This window comes from Candidatus Zixiibacteriota bacterium (assembly GCA_040752815.1).
Classification (GTDB): Bacteria; Zixibacteria; MSB-5A5; order GN15; family FEB-12; genus JAGGTI01.
Genome location: JBFMGC010000059.1, coordinates 1 through 16,158, shown reverse-complemented (window position 1 = coordinate 16,158; position 16,158 = coordinate 1). Strand labels below are relative to the sequence as shown.

Here is a 16,158-nt window from a genome sequence, read left to right as displayed (position 1 = left end):
TTTTGCCTGGCTGGGAAATAATCGTCGCTTGGTGGTCCGCTGGGACCGTGATATTGTGGTTTATGAGGCGTTTTTTCATGTCGCTTGCCTGCTCATCACGCTGAAGAGGTTATGAAATGGCTTCTAGTATCCTATCAATTTCCGGTGATGCCCAGACATAAAATTTGCCCTCTTCACCTTCACTATCTGCATCGATAGCTGAGAAGAACTCACCATTCGCTCCTTGCATCTCTCGAAGCAGAAAGTCCAGTGTTCGCCTGACCGTTTCACGATATGACGGGTTCTTTGTGAGCTGATATGCCTCAACATAGAGCAAGGTCAACAGAGCGTTGTCATACAGCATCTTTTCGAAGTGTGGGATCATCCATTGCCGATCTACAGTGTAACGATGGAATCCGCCGCCAACCTGATCGAATATTCCACCGCGTTGCATGACCTCCAGAGTACGAACAACCGGCCACAGATATGTGCTATCGCCGGTTGAATGGAATCGGCGCAACAAGAAACCCAACTGCGTTGCCTGAGGAAATTCATGACCAGTACCAAATCCTGAGTGCATAGGGTCGATTCTCTGAAGGAGTTGATTTGCCCCTTCAATAATAAAGGCTGTATCGGGAGCTCTGCTCGAAGTCGAATTCACCATGTTGGCTTGCAGTTGTCGAAACACTTCGCCCGACACCGTCTTGATTCGCGCCGGCTCGTCACGATAAATCCGAGCCAATTCTGTGATCAAACGCCGGAGTCCGGGTTGCCCGTTGCGGTCATCGGGCGGGAAATAGGTGCCGGCGTAGAACGGCTTCAAATCGGGGGTCAGGAACACTGTCATTGGCCAACCGCCATGACCAGTCATGAGAGTCGTCACTGACATATAGATGTGATCGATATCCGGGCGTTCCTCCCGATCTACCTTTATGCAGATAAAGTATCGGTTGAGAAGCTCGGCGATATCCTCATTCTCGAACGATTCACGTTCCATCACATGGCACCAGTGGCAGGACGCATAACCGATCGACAAGAATATCGGCTTGTTCTCCGCCTTTGCCTTCTTAAGAGCCTCGTCACCCCAGGAATACCAGTTGACGGGGTTGTGCGCGTGTTGGAGAAGATACGGAGAAGTTTCGAACCGCAGCGCATTGGTGTGCTTAGGCTCTTGACCCGTCCTAGCGTCATGTGATTCCTGCTTGTCGGTAGCACAGGCGCACGTGAAGACAGAGAGAGCAATGCTGATTCCGATAATAATCGGATAGGGGGCAGATATGGTTTTTCGTTTCTTCACACTCATCCAGATGTATAGGCCGGTAGGGAATTGAAATGAGGACTCGAGGCGGTTCGCAAAGGAACCGCCTTGGTCAAAATACAAAAAACAGTCTGTTTCATTTCTTCGAAGCAGCCGAACCGCACAGATCCATCGCCTTATGGCCGTCACACCAAGTGACCATGCTACCGTCCACCGTGAATGACTCTACATCCACCAGGTTTGCACTGGAGTGGAGGATGCCGTGGATACTGAGTTTCTTGTTGGCGTATTTGTCACCCTTGATCAGATCGGCCGAATATTGGTTTTCAAGGAAGTTGACGTACTGACCGGCATCTGTCTTTAAGGCGTGCTCGTGACCATACACGCTGCAAGCGGAGCGCGCGCCCTCGGATTTCTTGAGGGAACATCCGAGACACACGAGCGTGCCGGAGATATCCACATGTTCCGGCTTGGTGATAGTGGGAGTCGCGTTTTTCGATTCATCCTGTTTCTGCTGGGCGAAAAGTCCTGCAGTCGTGAGTGCGACCACAAGGAATAGTCCAGTGAGTGTATGAATTCTCATTTTGGCACCTTCCTGTTTGGAGCGTTAGTTCCAATTGTTGTTCTCGATTATTCTTTTTGGTTGGGATATGGGCTTTGGACACGATGAAGATTCCTATTGGGCCATCACGAGTTCATCCACAACCGACTGAATCTCCGCCGGAGTCACTGAACCGACCGCGCAAACCATGGCGTCATCGGTCACATATACATAAAATTGTTTCCCGTCGACTTTACAATGAAACGACTGTCCTTCGGAAACCATTCGTGACTTAACATCCGGAAAATTGGTCAGGGACTCCCGCTCAAACCAAAACACTGAAACTGGTTCGTGGTGCACGGAGAACAACAGATGCGCCGTTGCCGCCCCGCTCACGTTGCATAGGTTACCACCCTGTAATTTCCGGTCGCTGTTGTCAAGCCCCCGAACACTGAATTGGGGAGTCAGGTGACCTTTGAAGTAGGACTCAATCGCCACTTCATCTCCCGAGATCGCATACGTGCGTTCACTCTTCGCAAGAAACTCCACATGTTCGGACGATACAGCCGCGGCCAGATCAAGTTCTCGGTGACCCGCCCATGGCAGAAGGAAGTATGAAACACCCAGTACACCTATCAACACGGCGGCTATGGCCCAAACTGGTCGACCCAGCAGACCGGTTCGAGATCGGCTGACCGCCTTAGTGACTGCTCGCGTCCAGATCAAGTCATCATTATCGTGAGGAGTGGTTAGAATGCCCTTAATCTTGGTCTCCAGTTGGGTCTCGCGATCAGCCAACTTCTGACACGCCTCGCATGATTCCAGATGCTGAGAGATCTCAAACGTGGTTTCGGGCCCCAGTTCGGAGTCCAAATACATAGCCAGGTAGTTTCTGACCTGCTTACAGTCCATCGGTAGTTGCTTCCCGTACTTCGTTACTCAGGAATCCGTACTGTTTGGCATATTCGGTCAAATGCACTCTCAACTTCCCGCGAGACCGTGACAGATAAGCCATGACTGTCCCGATGGGCATCTTGAGTGATTCGGCTATCTCTTTACACGTTAATTCACCGATCGTTTTGAGCAGAAAGACTGTCCTTTCGCTCGTCGACAGTGAAAGGAGGGCGGCGCGAAGCTCGTCACCAACATGGGCGAAAATCTTTTCTGGATCGCGCAGGAGTTCGTCATAGGCGTATTCTTTCTGCAGTTCAGCCACAACGTCATTGATTCGTTCATCGGCGCAAACGAACCGCTGCTGCTCCTTTGCTGATCTGCGATTGACGTTCAGAACCACGTTTGTGCATATGGTGAAGACCCAGGACCGGAAGTCCCCCTCAGCGTCGAAAGTGTCATACTTCATGTAGGCTGTGCTCAGCACCGTCTGAATTGTGTCTTCCAGTTCCTGCTCATTCCAGAGCAAGTGTCGGCAGTAGCTGATGATTGGACGACGAATCAGCTCGATACGGGCAACAAAGCCCTCTACCCGATGACGATCGTGTTTCACTTGCTTGAAATGGACTACAAGATAGAATTACGCACTTCAGACGACCACCGCAGCCTCTGAATACTAAATGTCAGATGATCAGCAGATTCATACAGAGTAAACGCCATTTCCGGTGAAATAGATCAGTCAGTAAGATGTGTAACGGGCAAAAAGCGTCACAATTTGGTCACAATGGCTCGTAAGTCCTTGTCCCACAACGCGAGTCGGGGGTTCGATTCCCCCCACCTCCATTTGTTATAATTCATTGCAAATCAATGGCTTACAGCGACGAACAGGGGCGGATCATTTGCTTATACCCCCCACCCCTTGATTATATCACCGAATATCATGCAATAACCTACGGCGCTTGTGGACACGATTTGGTCACAGTTTTCAGGCGCGCCCATTGTAGGACCATATTCGGATTCTGCTTGACAATCGATCTCAAAAAAGATTCACTTGTTCCGATAATAGTATCAGTTGTATCAATAATAGAATCGGCTATGATGGTATGTGCGCGCAAAAACCGAAAAGCGACTCGTCGATCGGGGTAGGTTCCGGAATAGGGGAAGTCCTGTTTCCCAAGATACGCCGGAAAGCACTCGCGCTGTTCTTACTCAATCCTGAAAAACAGTACTATTTCCGCGAAGCTGTCAGATTGCTGGGCGATACGCCTGGCTCCCTCCACCGCGAGTTGAAGTCACTGACAGCGGCCGGGATCCTCTCGGTCGAGCAGATCGGCATGCAGAAATTTTACCGCGCAAATCCAGAGAGTCCTGTTTTCGATGAACTCAAGTCAATTGCCGAAAAGACATTTGGCATTGCGGATGTTCTCCGTGACGTCATGCGAACTGAAGCCGAAGCGAAGATTGACGTGGCCTGGATTTACGGCTCAGTTGCCAGCGGTAAGGACACGAGTTCAAGCGACATTGATCTTATGGTGGTTGGCAGCTTGTCATTTCGCGAGTTGGTCGCTATCCTGAAGCCGGTGGAAGAACAGATGCAGCGCCCGATCAACCCGACGCTGTATTCAGAAAGTGAATTTCAAAAGAAGGTCCAGGACGAGAATCACTTTCTTTTGAACGTATTGAACTCCGACAAGTTATTCGTGATGGGAAACGAAAATGACCTTGCAAGATTGGCTCAGTAGCAGCTGGTTGAAACAGCATGCGACGAGCCGGAAGGAAGTAACTGATCTCCTTGCCAAGGTTGACCGGGACATTACCGAGGCAGGCAAAGAGGAGATCACGCTCGACTGGCGGTTAGCGATCGCCTACAATGGGTGTCTGGGTTGCGCGACTATCGCTTTGCGGGCGAGTGGCTACCGGATACCCGGTGGGGCTGGCCAGCATTATCGGACTATTCAGTCTCTGCGGTTCACAATTAAACCACAGTCCGATGTAGTAGCGTCGCTTGAAGCCATCAGTAGAAAGAGAGCCATAGTCAGCTATGACGCGGCCGGGACCAATACGGAATCGGAAGTCGCAGAGGCAAGAAGCTTGGCAGAAGAATTGCGAGAGGGGTTGTTTGCCTGGCTGCGGGAGGAGCACCCAGAACTGATATGAGAGTGATTAGCCGTGTCTAACAAGGATGCTGTAAGATCGATCAAGTCAAGACTAGCCGGGCTGAAACGCGGACGAAGGTTTATCGATTACCACGAGTCAGGGCCATATGCCCGAGAACTCGAGAACCTGCTGGACGAGATTGACAGTATAGCCGAAAGCCCACGCCAGGGCGTTGAACTGGTGACAGCATTTATGCAGACGGATAACGCCGTGCTCGGACGCGCCGACGATTCCAACGGCTCAATCGGTGATGTGTACCGCATATTCGCCTGTGACAGCTTTATTCGCCATGCGTCTCAATGTGAAGACAAAGAGTGGCTATACAACGTCGTTCTGAAGCTGTATGCTGATGATGAAAACGGTGTACACGATTCTATTATTGCCAACTCTGCCAACTTCCTGCCGGAATCGTATCTTCGCCGCATGGTTGACGAATTCTGGTCCCTGGGTGACCGAGAGCCGAACGAGTATCAAAGGTATCACTGGTATGGCGCTATTGAAGACATCGCGAGGCAGTTGAAGGATCCGCCGTTATTCGAGAAGGCGTGCCGCGCCCGGAGACCGCAACTGTCGACAGCCGCGCACCGTGACATCGCGGAAGTGTACTTAGAATGTGGCTACCCGCTTGTCGCTCTTCAGTGGTTGAACAAGGTCCCTCCCGACGAGACGTTTCAGCTTGATGAGCGAGAGCAACTGCTCCTGAAAGTGCTCACGGAGCTTGGAGACAAAGCGAGAGCAGAAGAGGTTGCATGGAGAATATTCCGACGATCAAGGAGCAAGACAAGGTTGTCGTTACTTCTGAATGTTATTGGCGAGTCTCAACACGAACGCATAGTCGACAGCGAGATCGAAATTATCCTGAAATCTCCGACGTTGGATTATGTCGACGCCTTGTTCCTGTTTGAATTGGAACGCTTCGCCGAGGCCGAGCGATATCTTACAGAACGCACCGATCAACTCAACGGGGATTACTACTACCAGTTACTTCCGTGGGCGAAGACATTCGAGAAGCATGAGAAATTTCTCATGGCCAGCATCCTGTATCGCGCTTTGCTTGAATCGATTCTCAGACGCGCCAAATCTAAGTACTACACGTACGGAGTTCGTTACCTGCGTAAACTTGATGATCTGGCACCGCGCGTGGGCGACTGGGGCGAGTTCGTGAACCACGAAGACTACAAGTTGAACCTACTGATCGAACACAAACTGAAGCGCAGTTTCTGGGCGCGCTACGACCAATAGACAGGTAAGAAACAGGGTCACAAAATGGCCACAATACGGTGTAAGTCATTGTGCCACAATGCGAGTCGGGGGTTCGATTCCCCCCACCTCCACCAATATGTTGCCCCGAGCCTCGGGGCTGCGGCGTTCCCGGGAGCTCCAAGCAAAAACCCCCCTTACGGGGGGTTCTTTTTGTCCGATCCATGGTGACGGCTATTCTTTCGAGGCCGAGGTCTTAGCACCCGGCATCTCCATCGACGACGCCATCAGCGCGCACTTCTCGTGCAGGGTCGCAAGCTGTGCCTGAACCGGGGCATCGGCCGATGTGAGCACCATCATGTCGCCATTTGGGGTCTGGCCCATGCTCATGCGGGCACCGGCTTTCGCGGCAGTCCTGACACCCTGGCAGAACTCGCACAGCTCGGTCTTGGCCCGCTCGTCGGTGAAACTCATGCACTCTTCACCAGCTTTGCTACACGCATTGCCAGCAGCACGGAAGGCCGCGAGCCGTTTCGGGTCGTCGCTTTTGACCCAATGGCGAATTGCCAGTCCGTCGTTGAGCTTGACAGGTTCCATACCCCTCGGGCCGATTTCGTCCATCTTCGCGGCAATGTTCTTGCACACGTAACACTTCATCATTTCAGCTTTCATGGCCGCCATCGGGGATTCACCCGGGGTGCCCTTCGGCGTGTCCTTGGCCAGGACGACCGCAAAGGTTGTGGCGATGAAAGCTGCCGCCATCAGCATTTTCTTAATCATGCGAGCATCTCCTTATGTGTTTGGGTAGCTAACTGCAGTTCAGTTGTGTCGCTTTCAGTTTCAATGGCCACGAGCGGCTTCGGGGCAGGCGATAGAATAGATTTCCTGGACCCATAAAGTCCATGCTGCCGACGGCCAACGTCGGGCGGGAACCTCGCATCTTGTTGCCGCACAAAACCATCGCTTGTTGGTCCTAAGTCTGGCCTGAAGCCCCAACTCTTCATGGGACTACACTTTAGTAGCGAAATCAGATCGGTGATGTTGCTTTCTTGTCGGACGAATCTTCAACAACTGTGGCGCGCCGTAAGTTCCGGATACCGCGTATTGCCGCCCGTGCGTTTTGCCGTTACCCGGTCTCTCAGGACCTCGGCTGCGGGATAATCCGAAGATACGGCCGCGGTGCTTTCCAGCCCGACGGGTACACCACGCGGGCCTCGTCGTCGGACACCGACCCGGCGATAATGACATCCTCGCCCTGCCGCCAGTTGACCGGTGTGGCGACCTTGTGTTTGGCGGTCAATTGCAGGGAGTCGATCACGCGCAGGATTTCGTCGAAATTGCGCCCGGTGGTCATCGGATAGGCAATCATCAGCTTGATCTTCTTGTCCGGTCCGATGACAAAGACGTTGCGCACGGTCTGGTTATCCGCCGGCGTTCTGCCCAAACAGGAGTCTTCCACGTCGGCCGGCAACATGCCGTAGAGCTTGGAAATCGCCAGGGTAGGGTCGCCGATCATCGGGTAATTCGGCGCCTGCCCCTGGGTTTCCCTGATGTCGTTGGCCCACCTGTGGTGATCGCCGACCGTGTCGACACTAAGGCCGATTACCTTCACGTTGCGTTTGTCGAATTCCGGTTTCAGTTTGGCCATATAGCCGAGCTCGGTCGTGCAAACGGGCGTGAAATCCTTCGGGTGGGAAAAAAGCACCGCCCAGGAATTGCCGATCCAGTCGTGAAAACGGAGTCGACCTTCGGTGGTGTCGGCCTCGAAATCCGGCGCGGTGCTTCCTATCTGCAAAGCTGCAGTGGCTGTTTGAGTAGCCATGTCTAACCTCTACTGATTTGCCCTGGCTCGCCGAACCAGCGACGGGTGTTCGGCTGCCGGGATATTGGGATCCTTCAGGTCTACACTCGATATACGCAGGCCTGGCAGAGAAGCTTGAGGTTATGTTTGGATCTCAGCGGACCTGTCCGGTACCGATATTCCGTAGTTGGTGGCCCACTACCGCTGGTAGGCGACTCTCAAACAACCGCGCAGCGATTCGCGCCTGCCTCCAGATCGGTCAGGTCGCCGCTCGGCAGGACACCGGCCTCGTTGTACTTTACGATCACGTGGTGATTGGGCGGCGTAAGCGGTACCCGCCTCAGGAGATCACGCGCAAATGCTTCCGCGTCATAGCCAAGGTGAACGGCCTCGCGGGCCGCGCCGAGTATTGCGGTGATTACTGTGCGGTCGAACGGTACCGGACTGCTCGTGTGGCAGGGCAGTACCATGAGCTCTGGTTCTAGCTCGAAAAGACGGCGGAGCGACCCATGGAGGAGAATCGCACGAGCCAGACTTTCGTCGGGGTCGGCCTCAAGATCAGGCCGTCCCACGGTGTCGAGAAACAGGGTGTCACCGGTGAGAAGCCACCTGTTGTCGATCACATAGCACACACTCTCTCGCGTGTGGCCGGGCGTGCTGAGGCAAGTCAGGGTGCTCTTTCCGAAGGCCAGCGTTTCTCCTTCATGAAGCGGCCTATAGGTGAACGAAACTCGCCGCTGTTCGGGCAACCAGAGGCTCGCCCCGGCCTGTCCCGCAAGTGAGCACGAGCGGGAGAGGTGGTCGGCATGGATGTGGGTGTCGAGAACGTGGCGTATTGCCCAGCCGCGCGTGCGCGCTATTCCCAGAAAGATCGCGGGATCGAGCGCGGCATCGACAACGACCGCCTCATTCCCTGACGCTACAATGTAAGAGAGGCAGCCCTTTCCGGTGCGGCGGATCTGTACGAGCGTAGCATCCGATGAAGTCATCTCGGCGGTGTTCCAGGCCAGGCTCCAGGCCTTCATGCCCCCTATCAGCGACACCGCGGGAAGTCCGCGCTTTCGAAGCTGTTCGGCGGCTATCTTACTCGTGTTTCCGGCGCCGCAGACGGCGACCACCGTGGTATTCGGGGGAGGCGCGACCGCAGCGGCAGCGTTCAAGTCACCGTTTTTGAGCGCCTGATAGATATCCAGATGGGAACTTCCGGGAATCGCCCACTCGGCCCTTTCACCAGCCGGGCGAATGTCGAGAACGAAGAGCGGCCCGCCGTGCCCGAGACGGGTTTGCAGTTCGGCCACGCTGATTTCGTGGGTCGGTTCTGGCAGTCCTTTCGCGTGCGCAGTACTGACTTGAGTTTCTTGTTCCATAAAAGTAATCTGACACCTCGAACTAGTAATCAATCGTGATCACGAATCAGCCCAAACCGCGCTGAGGTTTCCATCCCATCGACAGAGGTCGCGGCAAACCAGCGCCCATGATATACGCTTCGCAGCGCCGATTGCGTAATACGGATGCGGATGCATGAGAATTCGTCTGGGACAAAGCGCGGTGTTGAACTGTGCGCGCTCGATCCCGAAGGAACCACCCGATCTGCAAATCCCGTCGATGACCAACCCAGACCTACCGCCATAGCCGGCTCACTGACAGGTGCCCGTTCAAGTCCCCTGTATGAGTGATTTTCAAAGCACCTGTGGAGCCGTTGTGCGGAGTTGTTACGCCCCTCCGCGGACGGGCCGGCGGCCCCAAAACTACCGCGGTCAGCCCCTCTCCTTTGAACGGTGTCATTCGGTCAGCCCGCCACGAACGACTGCGGCTTGTGACAGATACCGCGTATTTCTATTCAGTGGACGGCATTTGAAGTTGTGGTTCATGGGATAGCGCACAGGGCCACTCGCTAAAGTGATTGTGTTGTTGCATCAAAGAAGCAATCTCGGGAGTTACCGTTGACAAACTTCTAACTCGCAGGAGTAAACCATGAAAGTCGAAGCACAAAAAGAACATGCCTGGCTGCGCCGAATGGTGGGCGGATGGACATACGAAATCGAAGCCTGTATGAAACCGGGCGAGGCGCCGGTAAAATTCGGCGGCAGAGAGGTAGTTCGCTCGGCCGGAGATATCTGGATTATCGCTGACGGCGAGGGAGAGATGCCTGGGGGCGGCACCGGGAAGACCATGCTGACAGCCGGGTACGACACGCGCAGCAACCGGTTCGTCGGCTCGTGGGTGGGGTCGATGATGACCTACCTGTGGGTGTACGAGGGTGAGCTCGACTCCGCTCAGAAGGTGCTGACGCTCAACTGCGAGGGACCGGATTTCATGGGTGACAGCGGCACGCTGAAGTACAAGGACGTGCACACGCTGATCTCCGACAACGAGCGCACGCTGACCGGAAATGTGCTCGGTAAGGACGGCAAGTGGACCGAGATGATGATGTGTAAGTACCGCCGGGTGAGATAGAACGGCGGCGCCGGGCAGGGTCGCCCGGCGGCACACAACGGCGTCAGGTCTCAATCTGACCCCGATCCGCGGAGCGAGACAAGATCGGAGCAGGACCCCACGCAACAGATCCTACCTTGTGCCGGGCACACAGCTAATCAAAAGGCGGCCGGAAAACGGCCGCCTTTTTGTGTTCGGCAAACACCGGTTAAGGGGGCGGGCTCAGAATTCAAGCCACGAGCCCGCGAACTGTTACAGCTTGCGGTGTTGGCGTTTTAGACGAGACGCGCGTCTCGTGAAGTAGGCGATGCCCAGCAATACGGCAACCGCAAACAGGATTACTGTGGTGAGGTCGAGGTTCATTGTGAATCTCCTTATTAAAAGAGGTTACTTGGCAACGTCCTGTAGTGTTCTGAATATGCTGATCATGGCCGGTCCCACGAGCACAATGAGCAGTTCCGGGAAGATCAACAGCACCAGCGGAAAGACCAGCTTTACGGATACTTTGTTGGCCGCTTCTTCCGCGCGTTGGCGCCGTTTGAAGCGCATCGAGTCGGCCAGCACGCGCAAAGAGGTACCGATGCTCGTGCCGAGCCGGTCCGCCTGAATCAAAGTCACGGCCAGTGCCCGCAGTTCTTCAACTTCCGTACGATTAGCCAGCGAACGAAAAACGTCGGATTTCGATTTACCGATCAGGATCTCCTGGGTCACGATCTTCAATTCCTGGGCGAGCGGCAGGCAGCCGATCCGCATTTCCTCGGACAGCTTCTGTATACCCGCGGTAAATGAAAGGCCGGCCTCGACACAGACCACGAGCAGATCGAGCATGTTCGGCACGGCTTGGCGGATAGCCTCGCGCCGTTTGGAAATCCGACGGGCGACAAACATACGCGGGAGAAGCCCCCCCAGCGCTCCAGCGCCAAGTGCGAGCATTGCGATCTTGGGTGTGGCCAGGTGTATCTGCATTCCCGTATGAATCGCGGCAAACAGACCGATCAACACCAGCATCAGAGTGGTGAGATAGAAGTTGTAGACGGCACTTGGCTGGAAATACCCAGCGCGAGCCAGCCAGGCACGGGTGTCATTGACGTCCTGCACGTTTGCGGCCAGGAGATCGACACCTTTTCCGAGGAGCGACTTGCGGAAATCATATCCGCCGTCGGCAGCCACGCCGGCGCTGCCGGCAAGCTGCTCAAGGCGCGTCCTTACCGGGTCGCGGCGCAGCGCCACCACGTACGCGATCGTGAATATCAGGAGGAAGCTGGCGACGAACACCATGACTATGATCGCGGTCAACATATGATCACCTTAGTATTTGATGTCAATGATCTTGCGTATTACGAGAATACCCACAATCTGCATAACGATCGCCGACGCCAGCAGGAATTGGCCCGCCTTGTCACGAAGCAGCGTGAGGAAATAGTCCGGGGCGAGCGTCATCAGGATAGCGGTCATGGCGATCGGCATCATGACCAGGACAAAACCGGAAAAACGCCCGTGGGCGGTCTTGGTGCGGACCTCGCGTTTCAGGCGGAAACGGTCACGGATGGTGCCGGCGGTTTTTTCCAGGACTTCGGCCAGGTTGCCGCCGGTGCGGCGGTGCAGCACTAGGGAGATGATTAACAGGTCGAGATCGTCGCTCGGCACGCGGTAGCGCAGCCCGGCGAGCGCGTCCTGCAACGGCACGCCGAGATTTTGCTCCTCGAATACCACCGCGAACTCGTACGCCAGCGGGTCCGGCAGTTCCTGGGCGACCATTTTCAGGGCCAGCTCGAACGTGAATCCGGAGCGCAGCCCGTTTACGATCATGTCCAGAGCCTCGGGAAGTTCCTCTTCGAAATCGCGGAGTCGCCTGACACGTTTATAATGCAGATACACATAGGGCAGCACTGCCGGGCCGACGGCCGTGGCAACGCTTATGAAAACCCCGCGAGTCACGAAGTGGGCGATGAGAAAAGCCAACATGCCGAGCGAGCCCATGGCCAGCACCACCGTCCCGGGGTTGGTCCGGGCGCCGGCCTGGACAATGAGCTTCTTAAGGTGATTTCCCAGCGAGAACTTATGAAGCAGCTTTTCCAGCGCCGGGATATTGGAAAGCCTGTCTTCCTGGCGCAGAATCGAGGCGGCCTGAGACGATTGGGTCGACGATTCCGAAAGGTTCTGGAGCCGTTCCTTGATGGCCCGCGATTGCCAGCTCAAGCGATGCTGCAGGATGAGGTAGATCGCGACCGTGGCGCAGAACACCGCCGCAAAAACGAATATGGCTATGGTCAGCAGCATGACGACCCCTCACCTTATGGATTGAAGAGTTCCGGCGACAAATCGACCCCGGAGGCCAGCATCTGCTGCAAGTAGCGCGGGCGGATACCGGTGGGGCGGAATATCCCCATCGTCCTGCCCTCGGGATCGATGCCCTTCTTTTCGAACAGGAAGATTTCCTGCATCGAGATGGTGTCTTGCTCCATGCCGACGATCTCGGAAATACTCGAGATCCGGCGGGAGCCGTCGCTGTAACGACTGATCTGGACGATGATGTTAATGGCCGACGAAACCAACTCGCGTATGGCTTTCTCCGGTATTTCGATACCGGTCAGGAGCATGAGGGTTTCGAGACGAAGCAGGACGTCGCGCGGGCCGTTCGCGTGAATCGTGGTCAGCGAGCCGTCGTGGCCCGTGTTCATCGCCTGAAGCATGTCATAAATCTCCGGCCCGCGCACCTCGCCAATGATAATTCGGTTGGGCCGCATACGGAGGGCGTTTCGAACCAGGTCGCGCTGGGTTACGGTGCCGCGTCCCTCGACGTTCGGCGGCCGCGTTTCGAGGCGGACTACGTGCGGCTGCTGCAATCTGAGCTCGGCGGAATCTTCAATCGTGACAATACGCTCGCCGTCGGGGATATACCCCGACATGATGTTGAGCATCGTGGTCTTGCCCGCGCCGGTTCCTCCCGAGATCAAAACGTTCAGCCGTGCCTTCACGCATCCCTGCAGAAACTGGACCATGGGCATTGATATCGAATCGTTCGAGAGCAGATCGTCCATGCTGAGGACGTCGACCCGGAATCTTCGAATCGAGATCATTGGACCGTCCAGCGAAACCGGCGGTACGATCGCGTTCACGCGGGAGCCGTCGGACAACCGGGCATCGACCATTGGAGAAGATTCGTCCACGCGCCGACCGACCGCCGAGAGAATGCGGTCGATAATCAGCATGACGTGGTTATCGTCTTTGAATTTGGTCTCGGTTAATTCCAGCTTGCCGAAACGCTCGATATAAACCTGATCGTAACCGTTCACCAGAATGTCGGTCACCTCCGGGTCGGACATGTGCTGTTCGATCGGTCCCAGACCGAGGGTTTCGTTCAGAATCTCGTTTATCAGTCGCTCCTTGGCCTCAGGATTGAGGAACACGCCTTCTTCCTTGATAAGTACCTCGGCGGCGTCACGAATCTGCTGGCGCAGCATACCGCGGTCGTGCGAGGCCAGGGCGGTCAACTCCAACCGGTCGATCAGTCGCCGGTGCAAGCGCACTTTCAATTCCTGGAATACGTCGCGGCGCTGCGGGAGGACATCGGTTTTGGGCGCTGCCGGTTCGTCGTGTTTGCTGACCGGAATTCGCGTGACGGTTGAGTTCTGTCTGAACTTAAACATACTTACCGTTCCTTACTCGTTGAGGGGCGGCTGTGGGAGCCCAGACGGCTAACGATTTCAGCCATCTCCATGATACTTTTCGCCACATTGCTGGGCCGCTTCTGCGCGACCAGCGGCGTGCCGGTGTTCAGGGCATCTGAGGTCGCCATGTAGTTATTGGGCAGATTCCAGAATGCTTCGTAGTCGAGCGTGCGGGCCACTTCCTTGGCCTCGATACGGTCCACCTTGCTGACTCGATTGACTACCAGCTTCACTTTATCCGGCGAGTAGCCCATCTCGTGGAAGAGCGAGAGGACCTTTCGCGAGGCGCGCAGCGCCGGAATAGTGGCGACGGTGGTGAGAAGGATGAGGCTGGACAGGTCCAGTGCGACCATTACCCGTGGGTCGAAATTGTGCGGCAAATCAACTACTACGTAGGGATAGACTGTCATGAGCTTCTGCAGCACGGATTGAATCTGTTGCGCAGAAACCTCTTCGGACGCGGCCGGATGAGGCGGTTCCGAGAGTATGAACAGCCCCGACGGATGCGGCGCCATGCAGCTTTGGAGCTTGTCGTCGTCCACCTGGTCGCCGGATTCACAGGCGTCCACAATGCTGTACTTGGGTTCCAGATTAAGCAGGCTGGCGGCGTCGCCATGCTGCAGATTGAGGTCAACCAGCGCGGCTCGTTTCGACGCACTCTGGGCTAGCGCCACGCCCAGGTTGACGGCCAGCGTGGTCACACCTACACCCCCGGTCTTGGAAAAGACGGAAATGAGCGTGCCGGTGTGGCCGCGACCGCCGGAGGCATGCTTGCGCTTCCGGCTGCGCTCCACGGCCTGGTTGAATTCGTGCTGGTTGATCGGCTTGGTCAGGAACTCCTGCACTCCCGAACGCATCGCGGCAATGATAAGCTCAGGCGATTTGTTTGTTGACGTCACGAATATTGAGAGGTCGGGGAACTCCACACGCGTCTTCTCGATCCGATTAAGCGTGGCCGTGAAGTCGGACCTGGTGTTGAGCTCGACCACCAATATATCGAGCGTCTGCTGCCGCAACGCCTCGTTCCAGGCATCGGGGCTGAGCTCGGCGCTGGCGAGCTGTACATCAGGCAGCGCTTCAAACTGGCTGGCGGTATCCTCACCGCCGTTGACGATCAAAACAGACAGCAGGTCTGACATCGATTCCTCGTGCGATTCTACTCCACTAAGCGAGCTGTAAATAGGAAGCCTTCCGGGCATTCGGGACATGGGTTGCCCGACGAGGCGTAGCGAATAAACCGGGCCGTAACCGGCATCGAGCTCCCGCTCTCGGGCGGCGCCTCGATAAACAGGTAGCCGATCTTGGTCACGACCGTATACTTCTCTGATCCTCCGGTGCTGCTGGTGATGACCCCTGCGGTAGGATCGTACATGGCAACTTTTATGAGCCGTGGACTGACACTGTAAGCCGAATTCTCGATCGTGCCGGTAGCGGCGTTATAGTAAGCGTCCGGATCCATCGCGTGGAGCTCGCTCCAGCCCTGCCGTGTCGGTCCCACCATATTGCCCATCTCGAACTCCATGGTGTCGCCGATCGCTACCAGATACGGTTCGCAATCATAAATGTAGGTGCGATAGCAGTCGGCGCCGGAACAGTCCGGGCCGCCCCGGTTGACCGGTCCGAATCGAATCGGCTGATACCAGCCCATCTTCGGCGTGGAGCCGCCGGCGTCATATTTGAGTGTTATGACTGTGCCGACATCGTTCGGCACACGGTAGCCGGTGACATCGGGATCGTAGTATTCACCGGGATCCCAGATGCTGTCATTGTCGACATCGTCCCACTTGTCCGGAAACATCCACGGCTTAAGGCAGGTGGTGCTGCCTACGGGGGTTATCTCGGCAGAGGCCACGGCGTGCACGTTTCCCCGGTTGCTGTGATCCGGCGAGAGTACCCGCATAAAGTAGAGACGCACCGGATCGGCAGTAGCCTCGGTGCGATGCGTCTGCACCCGGACACGGCTTCCTCCGGGGAAACTGACATCATCCTCCGTGATGATAACCGGCTGCTGGGTGGTCTGAATCGCGCGATTCCTGCCGGCCATGTCGATTGCGGCGTTGACCGCGGCGGAGGCGTCGCCGTAGGTGATGCCATACTCAATCGCGGCGGCCAGCGCGGCGGCGTCGGCGGCGTTCTGTAACTGGTTCTTGGCGAGCTGAATCAGCGACATATCAATAGCAAGCACCGCGAAGGCAAAGAGGGCCACCATGGAGACGGGGCCCCG

At 55.9% G+C, this 16,158-nt stretch carries 16 protein-coding genes; 4 read left to right on the top strand and 12 right to left on the bottom strand.

Annotated features, from left to right (window positions below; genetic code table 11):
* Positions 1-109 precede the first annotated feature (109 nt).
* The 4 genes from AB1772_11745 to AB1772_11730 all read right to left on the bottom strand — a co-directional run bounded on the left by AB1772_11745 (position 110) and on the right by AB1772_11730 (position 3,282).
* Entirely contained in the window at positions 110-1,276 is a 1,167-nt protein-coding gene (locus AB1772_11745; GenBank protein ID MEW5797019.1) for a thioredoxin domain-containing protein, read from the bottom strand.
* Positions 1,277-1,373: 97 nt separating this feature from the next.
* Positions 1,374-1,820, bottom strand: a complete 447-nt coding sequence (locus AB1772_11740) for a hypothetical protein (protein ID MEW5797018.1) — start codon at positions 1,818-1,820, stop codon at positions 1,374-1,376.
* A 93-nt stretch (positions 1,821-1,913) separates the two neighbouring features.
* Complete coding sequence (locus AB1772_11735; GenBank protein ID MEW5797017.1) at positions 1,914-2,690, bottom strand: zf-HC2 domain-containing protein; 777 nt, start codon at positions 2,688-2,690, stop codon at positions 1,914-1,916.
* The gene (locus AB1772_11730) at positions 2,680-3,282 is read right to left on the bottom strand and encodes an RNA polymerase sigma factor (GenBank protein MEW5797016.1); all 603 of its coding nucleotides are present in this window, start codon (positions 3,280-3,282) and stop codon (positions 2,680-2,682) included. The genes AB1772_11735 and AB1772_11730 overlap by 11 nt, the downstream gene beginning before the upstream one ends.
* A gap of 490 nt (positions 3,283-3,772) precedes the next feature.
* Between AB1772_11730 and AB1772_11725 the strand changes: the two genes are divergently transcribed.
* From AB1772_11725 to AB1772_11715, 3 genes are read left to right on the top strand one after another with little or no spacing between them, the layout of a single operon-like run.
* Entirely contained in the window at positions 3,773-4,411 is a 639-nt protein-coding gene (locus AB1772_11725; GenBank protein MEW5797015.1) for a nucleotidyltransferase domain-containing protein, read from the top strand.
* Complete coding sequence (locus AB1772_11720; GenBank protein ID MEW5797014.1) at positions 4,386-4,826, top strand: hypothetical protein; 441 nt, start codon at positions 4,386-4,388, stop codon at positions 4,824-4,826. Before AB1772_11725 ends, AB1772_11720 begins: the two co-directional genes overlap by 26 nt.
* Before the next feature lie 12 nt (positions 4,827-4,838).
* On the top strand, positions 4,839-6,068 hold the full coding sequence (locus AB1772_11715; protein MEW5797013.1) for a DUF6880 family protein: 1,230 nt from the start codon (positions 4,839-4,841) through the stop codon (positions 6,066-6,068).
* A gap of 192 nt (positions 6,069-6,260) precedes the next feature.
* Here the strand turns inward: AB1772_11715 and AB1772_11710 are convergent, their stop codons facing one another.
* The 3 genes from AB1772_11710 to AB1772_11700 form a co-directional block, all read right to left on the bottom strand.
* Positions 6,261-6,806: a hypothetical protein gene (locus tag AB1772_11710; protein MEW5797012.1), complete on the bottom strand. Its 546-nt coding sequence runs from the start codon at positions 6,804-6,806 to the stop codon at positions 6,261-6,263.
* A 358-nt stretch (positions 6,807-7,164) separates the two neighbouring features.
* On the bottom strand, positions 7,165-7,848 hold the full coding sequence (locus AB1772_11705) for a peroxiredoxin (protein ID MEW5797011.1): 684 nt from the start codon (positions 7,846-7,848) through the stop codon (positions 7,165-7,167).
* A 197-nt stretch (positions 7,849-8,045) separates the two neighbouring features.
* A complete protein-coding gene (locus tag AB1772_11700) occupies positions 8,046-9,125 on the bottom strand; it encodes an MBL fold metallo-hydrolase (GenBank protein ID MEW5797010.1) in 1,080 nt (359 codons plus the stop codon).
* Positions 9,126-9,801: 676 nt separating this feature from the next.
* On the opposite strand from AB1772_11700, the gene AB1772_11695 reads away from it, so the two are divergent.
* Positions 9,802-10,284, top strand: a complete 483-nt coding sequence (locus tag AB1772_11695; GenBank protein MEW5797009.1) for a DUF1579 domain-containing protein — start codon at positions 9,802-9,804, stop codon at positions 10,282-10,284.
* A 366-nt stretch (positions 10,285-10,650) separates the two neighbouring features.
* Here AB1772_11695 and AB1772_11690 read toward each other — a convergent pair whose 3' ends face one another.
* The 5 genes from AB1772_11690 to AB1772_11670 form a co-directional block, all read right to left on the bottom strand.
* Positions 10,651-11,562, bottom strand: coding sequence for a type II secretion system F family protein (locus AB1772_11690; GenBank protein ID MEW5797008.1), 912 nt, complete (start codon positions 11,560-11,562; stop codon positions 10,651-10,653).
* 9 nt (positions 11,563-11,571) lie between these two features.
* On the bottom strand, positions 11,572-12,543 hold the full coding sequence (locus AB1772_11685) for a type II secretion system F family protein (protein MEW5797007.1): 972 nt from the start codon (positions 12,541-12,543) through the stop codon (positions 11,572-11,574).
* Positions 12,544-12,557: 14 nt separating this feature from the next.
* On the bottom strand, positions 12,558-13,913 hold the full coding sequence (locus AB1772_11680; GenBank protein ID MEW5797006.1) for a CpaF family protein: 1,356 nt from the start codon (positions 13,911-13,913) through the stop codon (positions 12,558-12,560).
* Positions 13,914-13,915: 2 nt separating this feature from the next.
* Positions 13,916-15,073 (bottom strand): AAA family ATPase, encoded by a 1,158-nt coding sequence (locus tag AB1772_11675; protein ID MEW5797005.1) that lies wholly within the window; start codon positions 15,071-15,073, stop codon positions 13,916-13,918.
* Between the two features lie 17 nt (positions 15,074-15,090).
* Positions 15,091-16,158: pilus assembly protein TadG-related protein (locus AB1772_11670; GenBank protein MEW5797004.1), on the bottom strand; the 1,068-nt coding region annotated here is incomplete at its 5' end.

Coding starts and splice junctions, on each gene's coding strand:
- AB1772_11690 (MEW5797008.1), bottom strand. CDS start 11,562: ATGTTGACCGCGATCATAGTCATGGTGTTCGTCGCCAGCTTCCTCCTG.
- AB1772_11740 (MEW5797018.1), bottom strand. CDS start 1,820: ATGAGAATTCATACACTCACTGGACTATTCCTTGTGGTCGCACTCACG.
- AB1772_11725 (MEW5797015.1), top strand. CDS start 3,773: ATGTGCGCGCAAAAACCGAAAAGCGACTCGTCGATCGGGGTAGGTTCC.
- AB1772_11675 (MEW5797005.1), bottom strand. CDS start 15,073: ATGTCAGACCTGCTGTCTGTTTTGATCGTCAACGGCGGTGAGGATACC.
- AB1772_11720 (MEW5797014.1), top strand. CDS start 4,386: ATGACCTTGCAAGATTGGCTCAGTAGCAGCTGGTTGAAACAGCATGCG.
- AB1772_11735 (MEW5797017.1), bottom strand. CDS start 2,690: ATGGACTGTAAGCAGGTCAGAAACTACCTGGCTATGTATTTGGACTCC.
- AB1772_11680 (MEW5797006.1), bottom strand. CDS start 13,913: ATGTTTAAGTTCAGACAGAACTCAACCGTCACGCGAATTCCGGTCAGC.
- AB1772_11705 (MEW5797011.1), bottom strand. CDS start 7,848: ATGGCTACTCAAACAGCCACTGCAGCTTTGCAGATAGGAAGCACCGCG.
- AB1772_11710 (MEW5797012.1), bottom strand. CDS start 6,806: ATGATTAAGAAAATGCTGATGGCGGCAGCTTTCATCGCCACAACCTTT.
- AB1772_11685 (MEW5797007.1), bottom strand. CDS start 12,543: ATGCTGCTGACCATAGCCATATTCGTTTTTGCGGCGGTGTTCTGCGCC.
- AB1772_11695 (MEW5797009.1), top strand. CDS start 9,802: ATGAAAGTCGAAGCACAAAAAGAACATGCCTGGCTGCGCCGAATGGTG.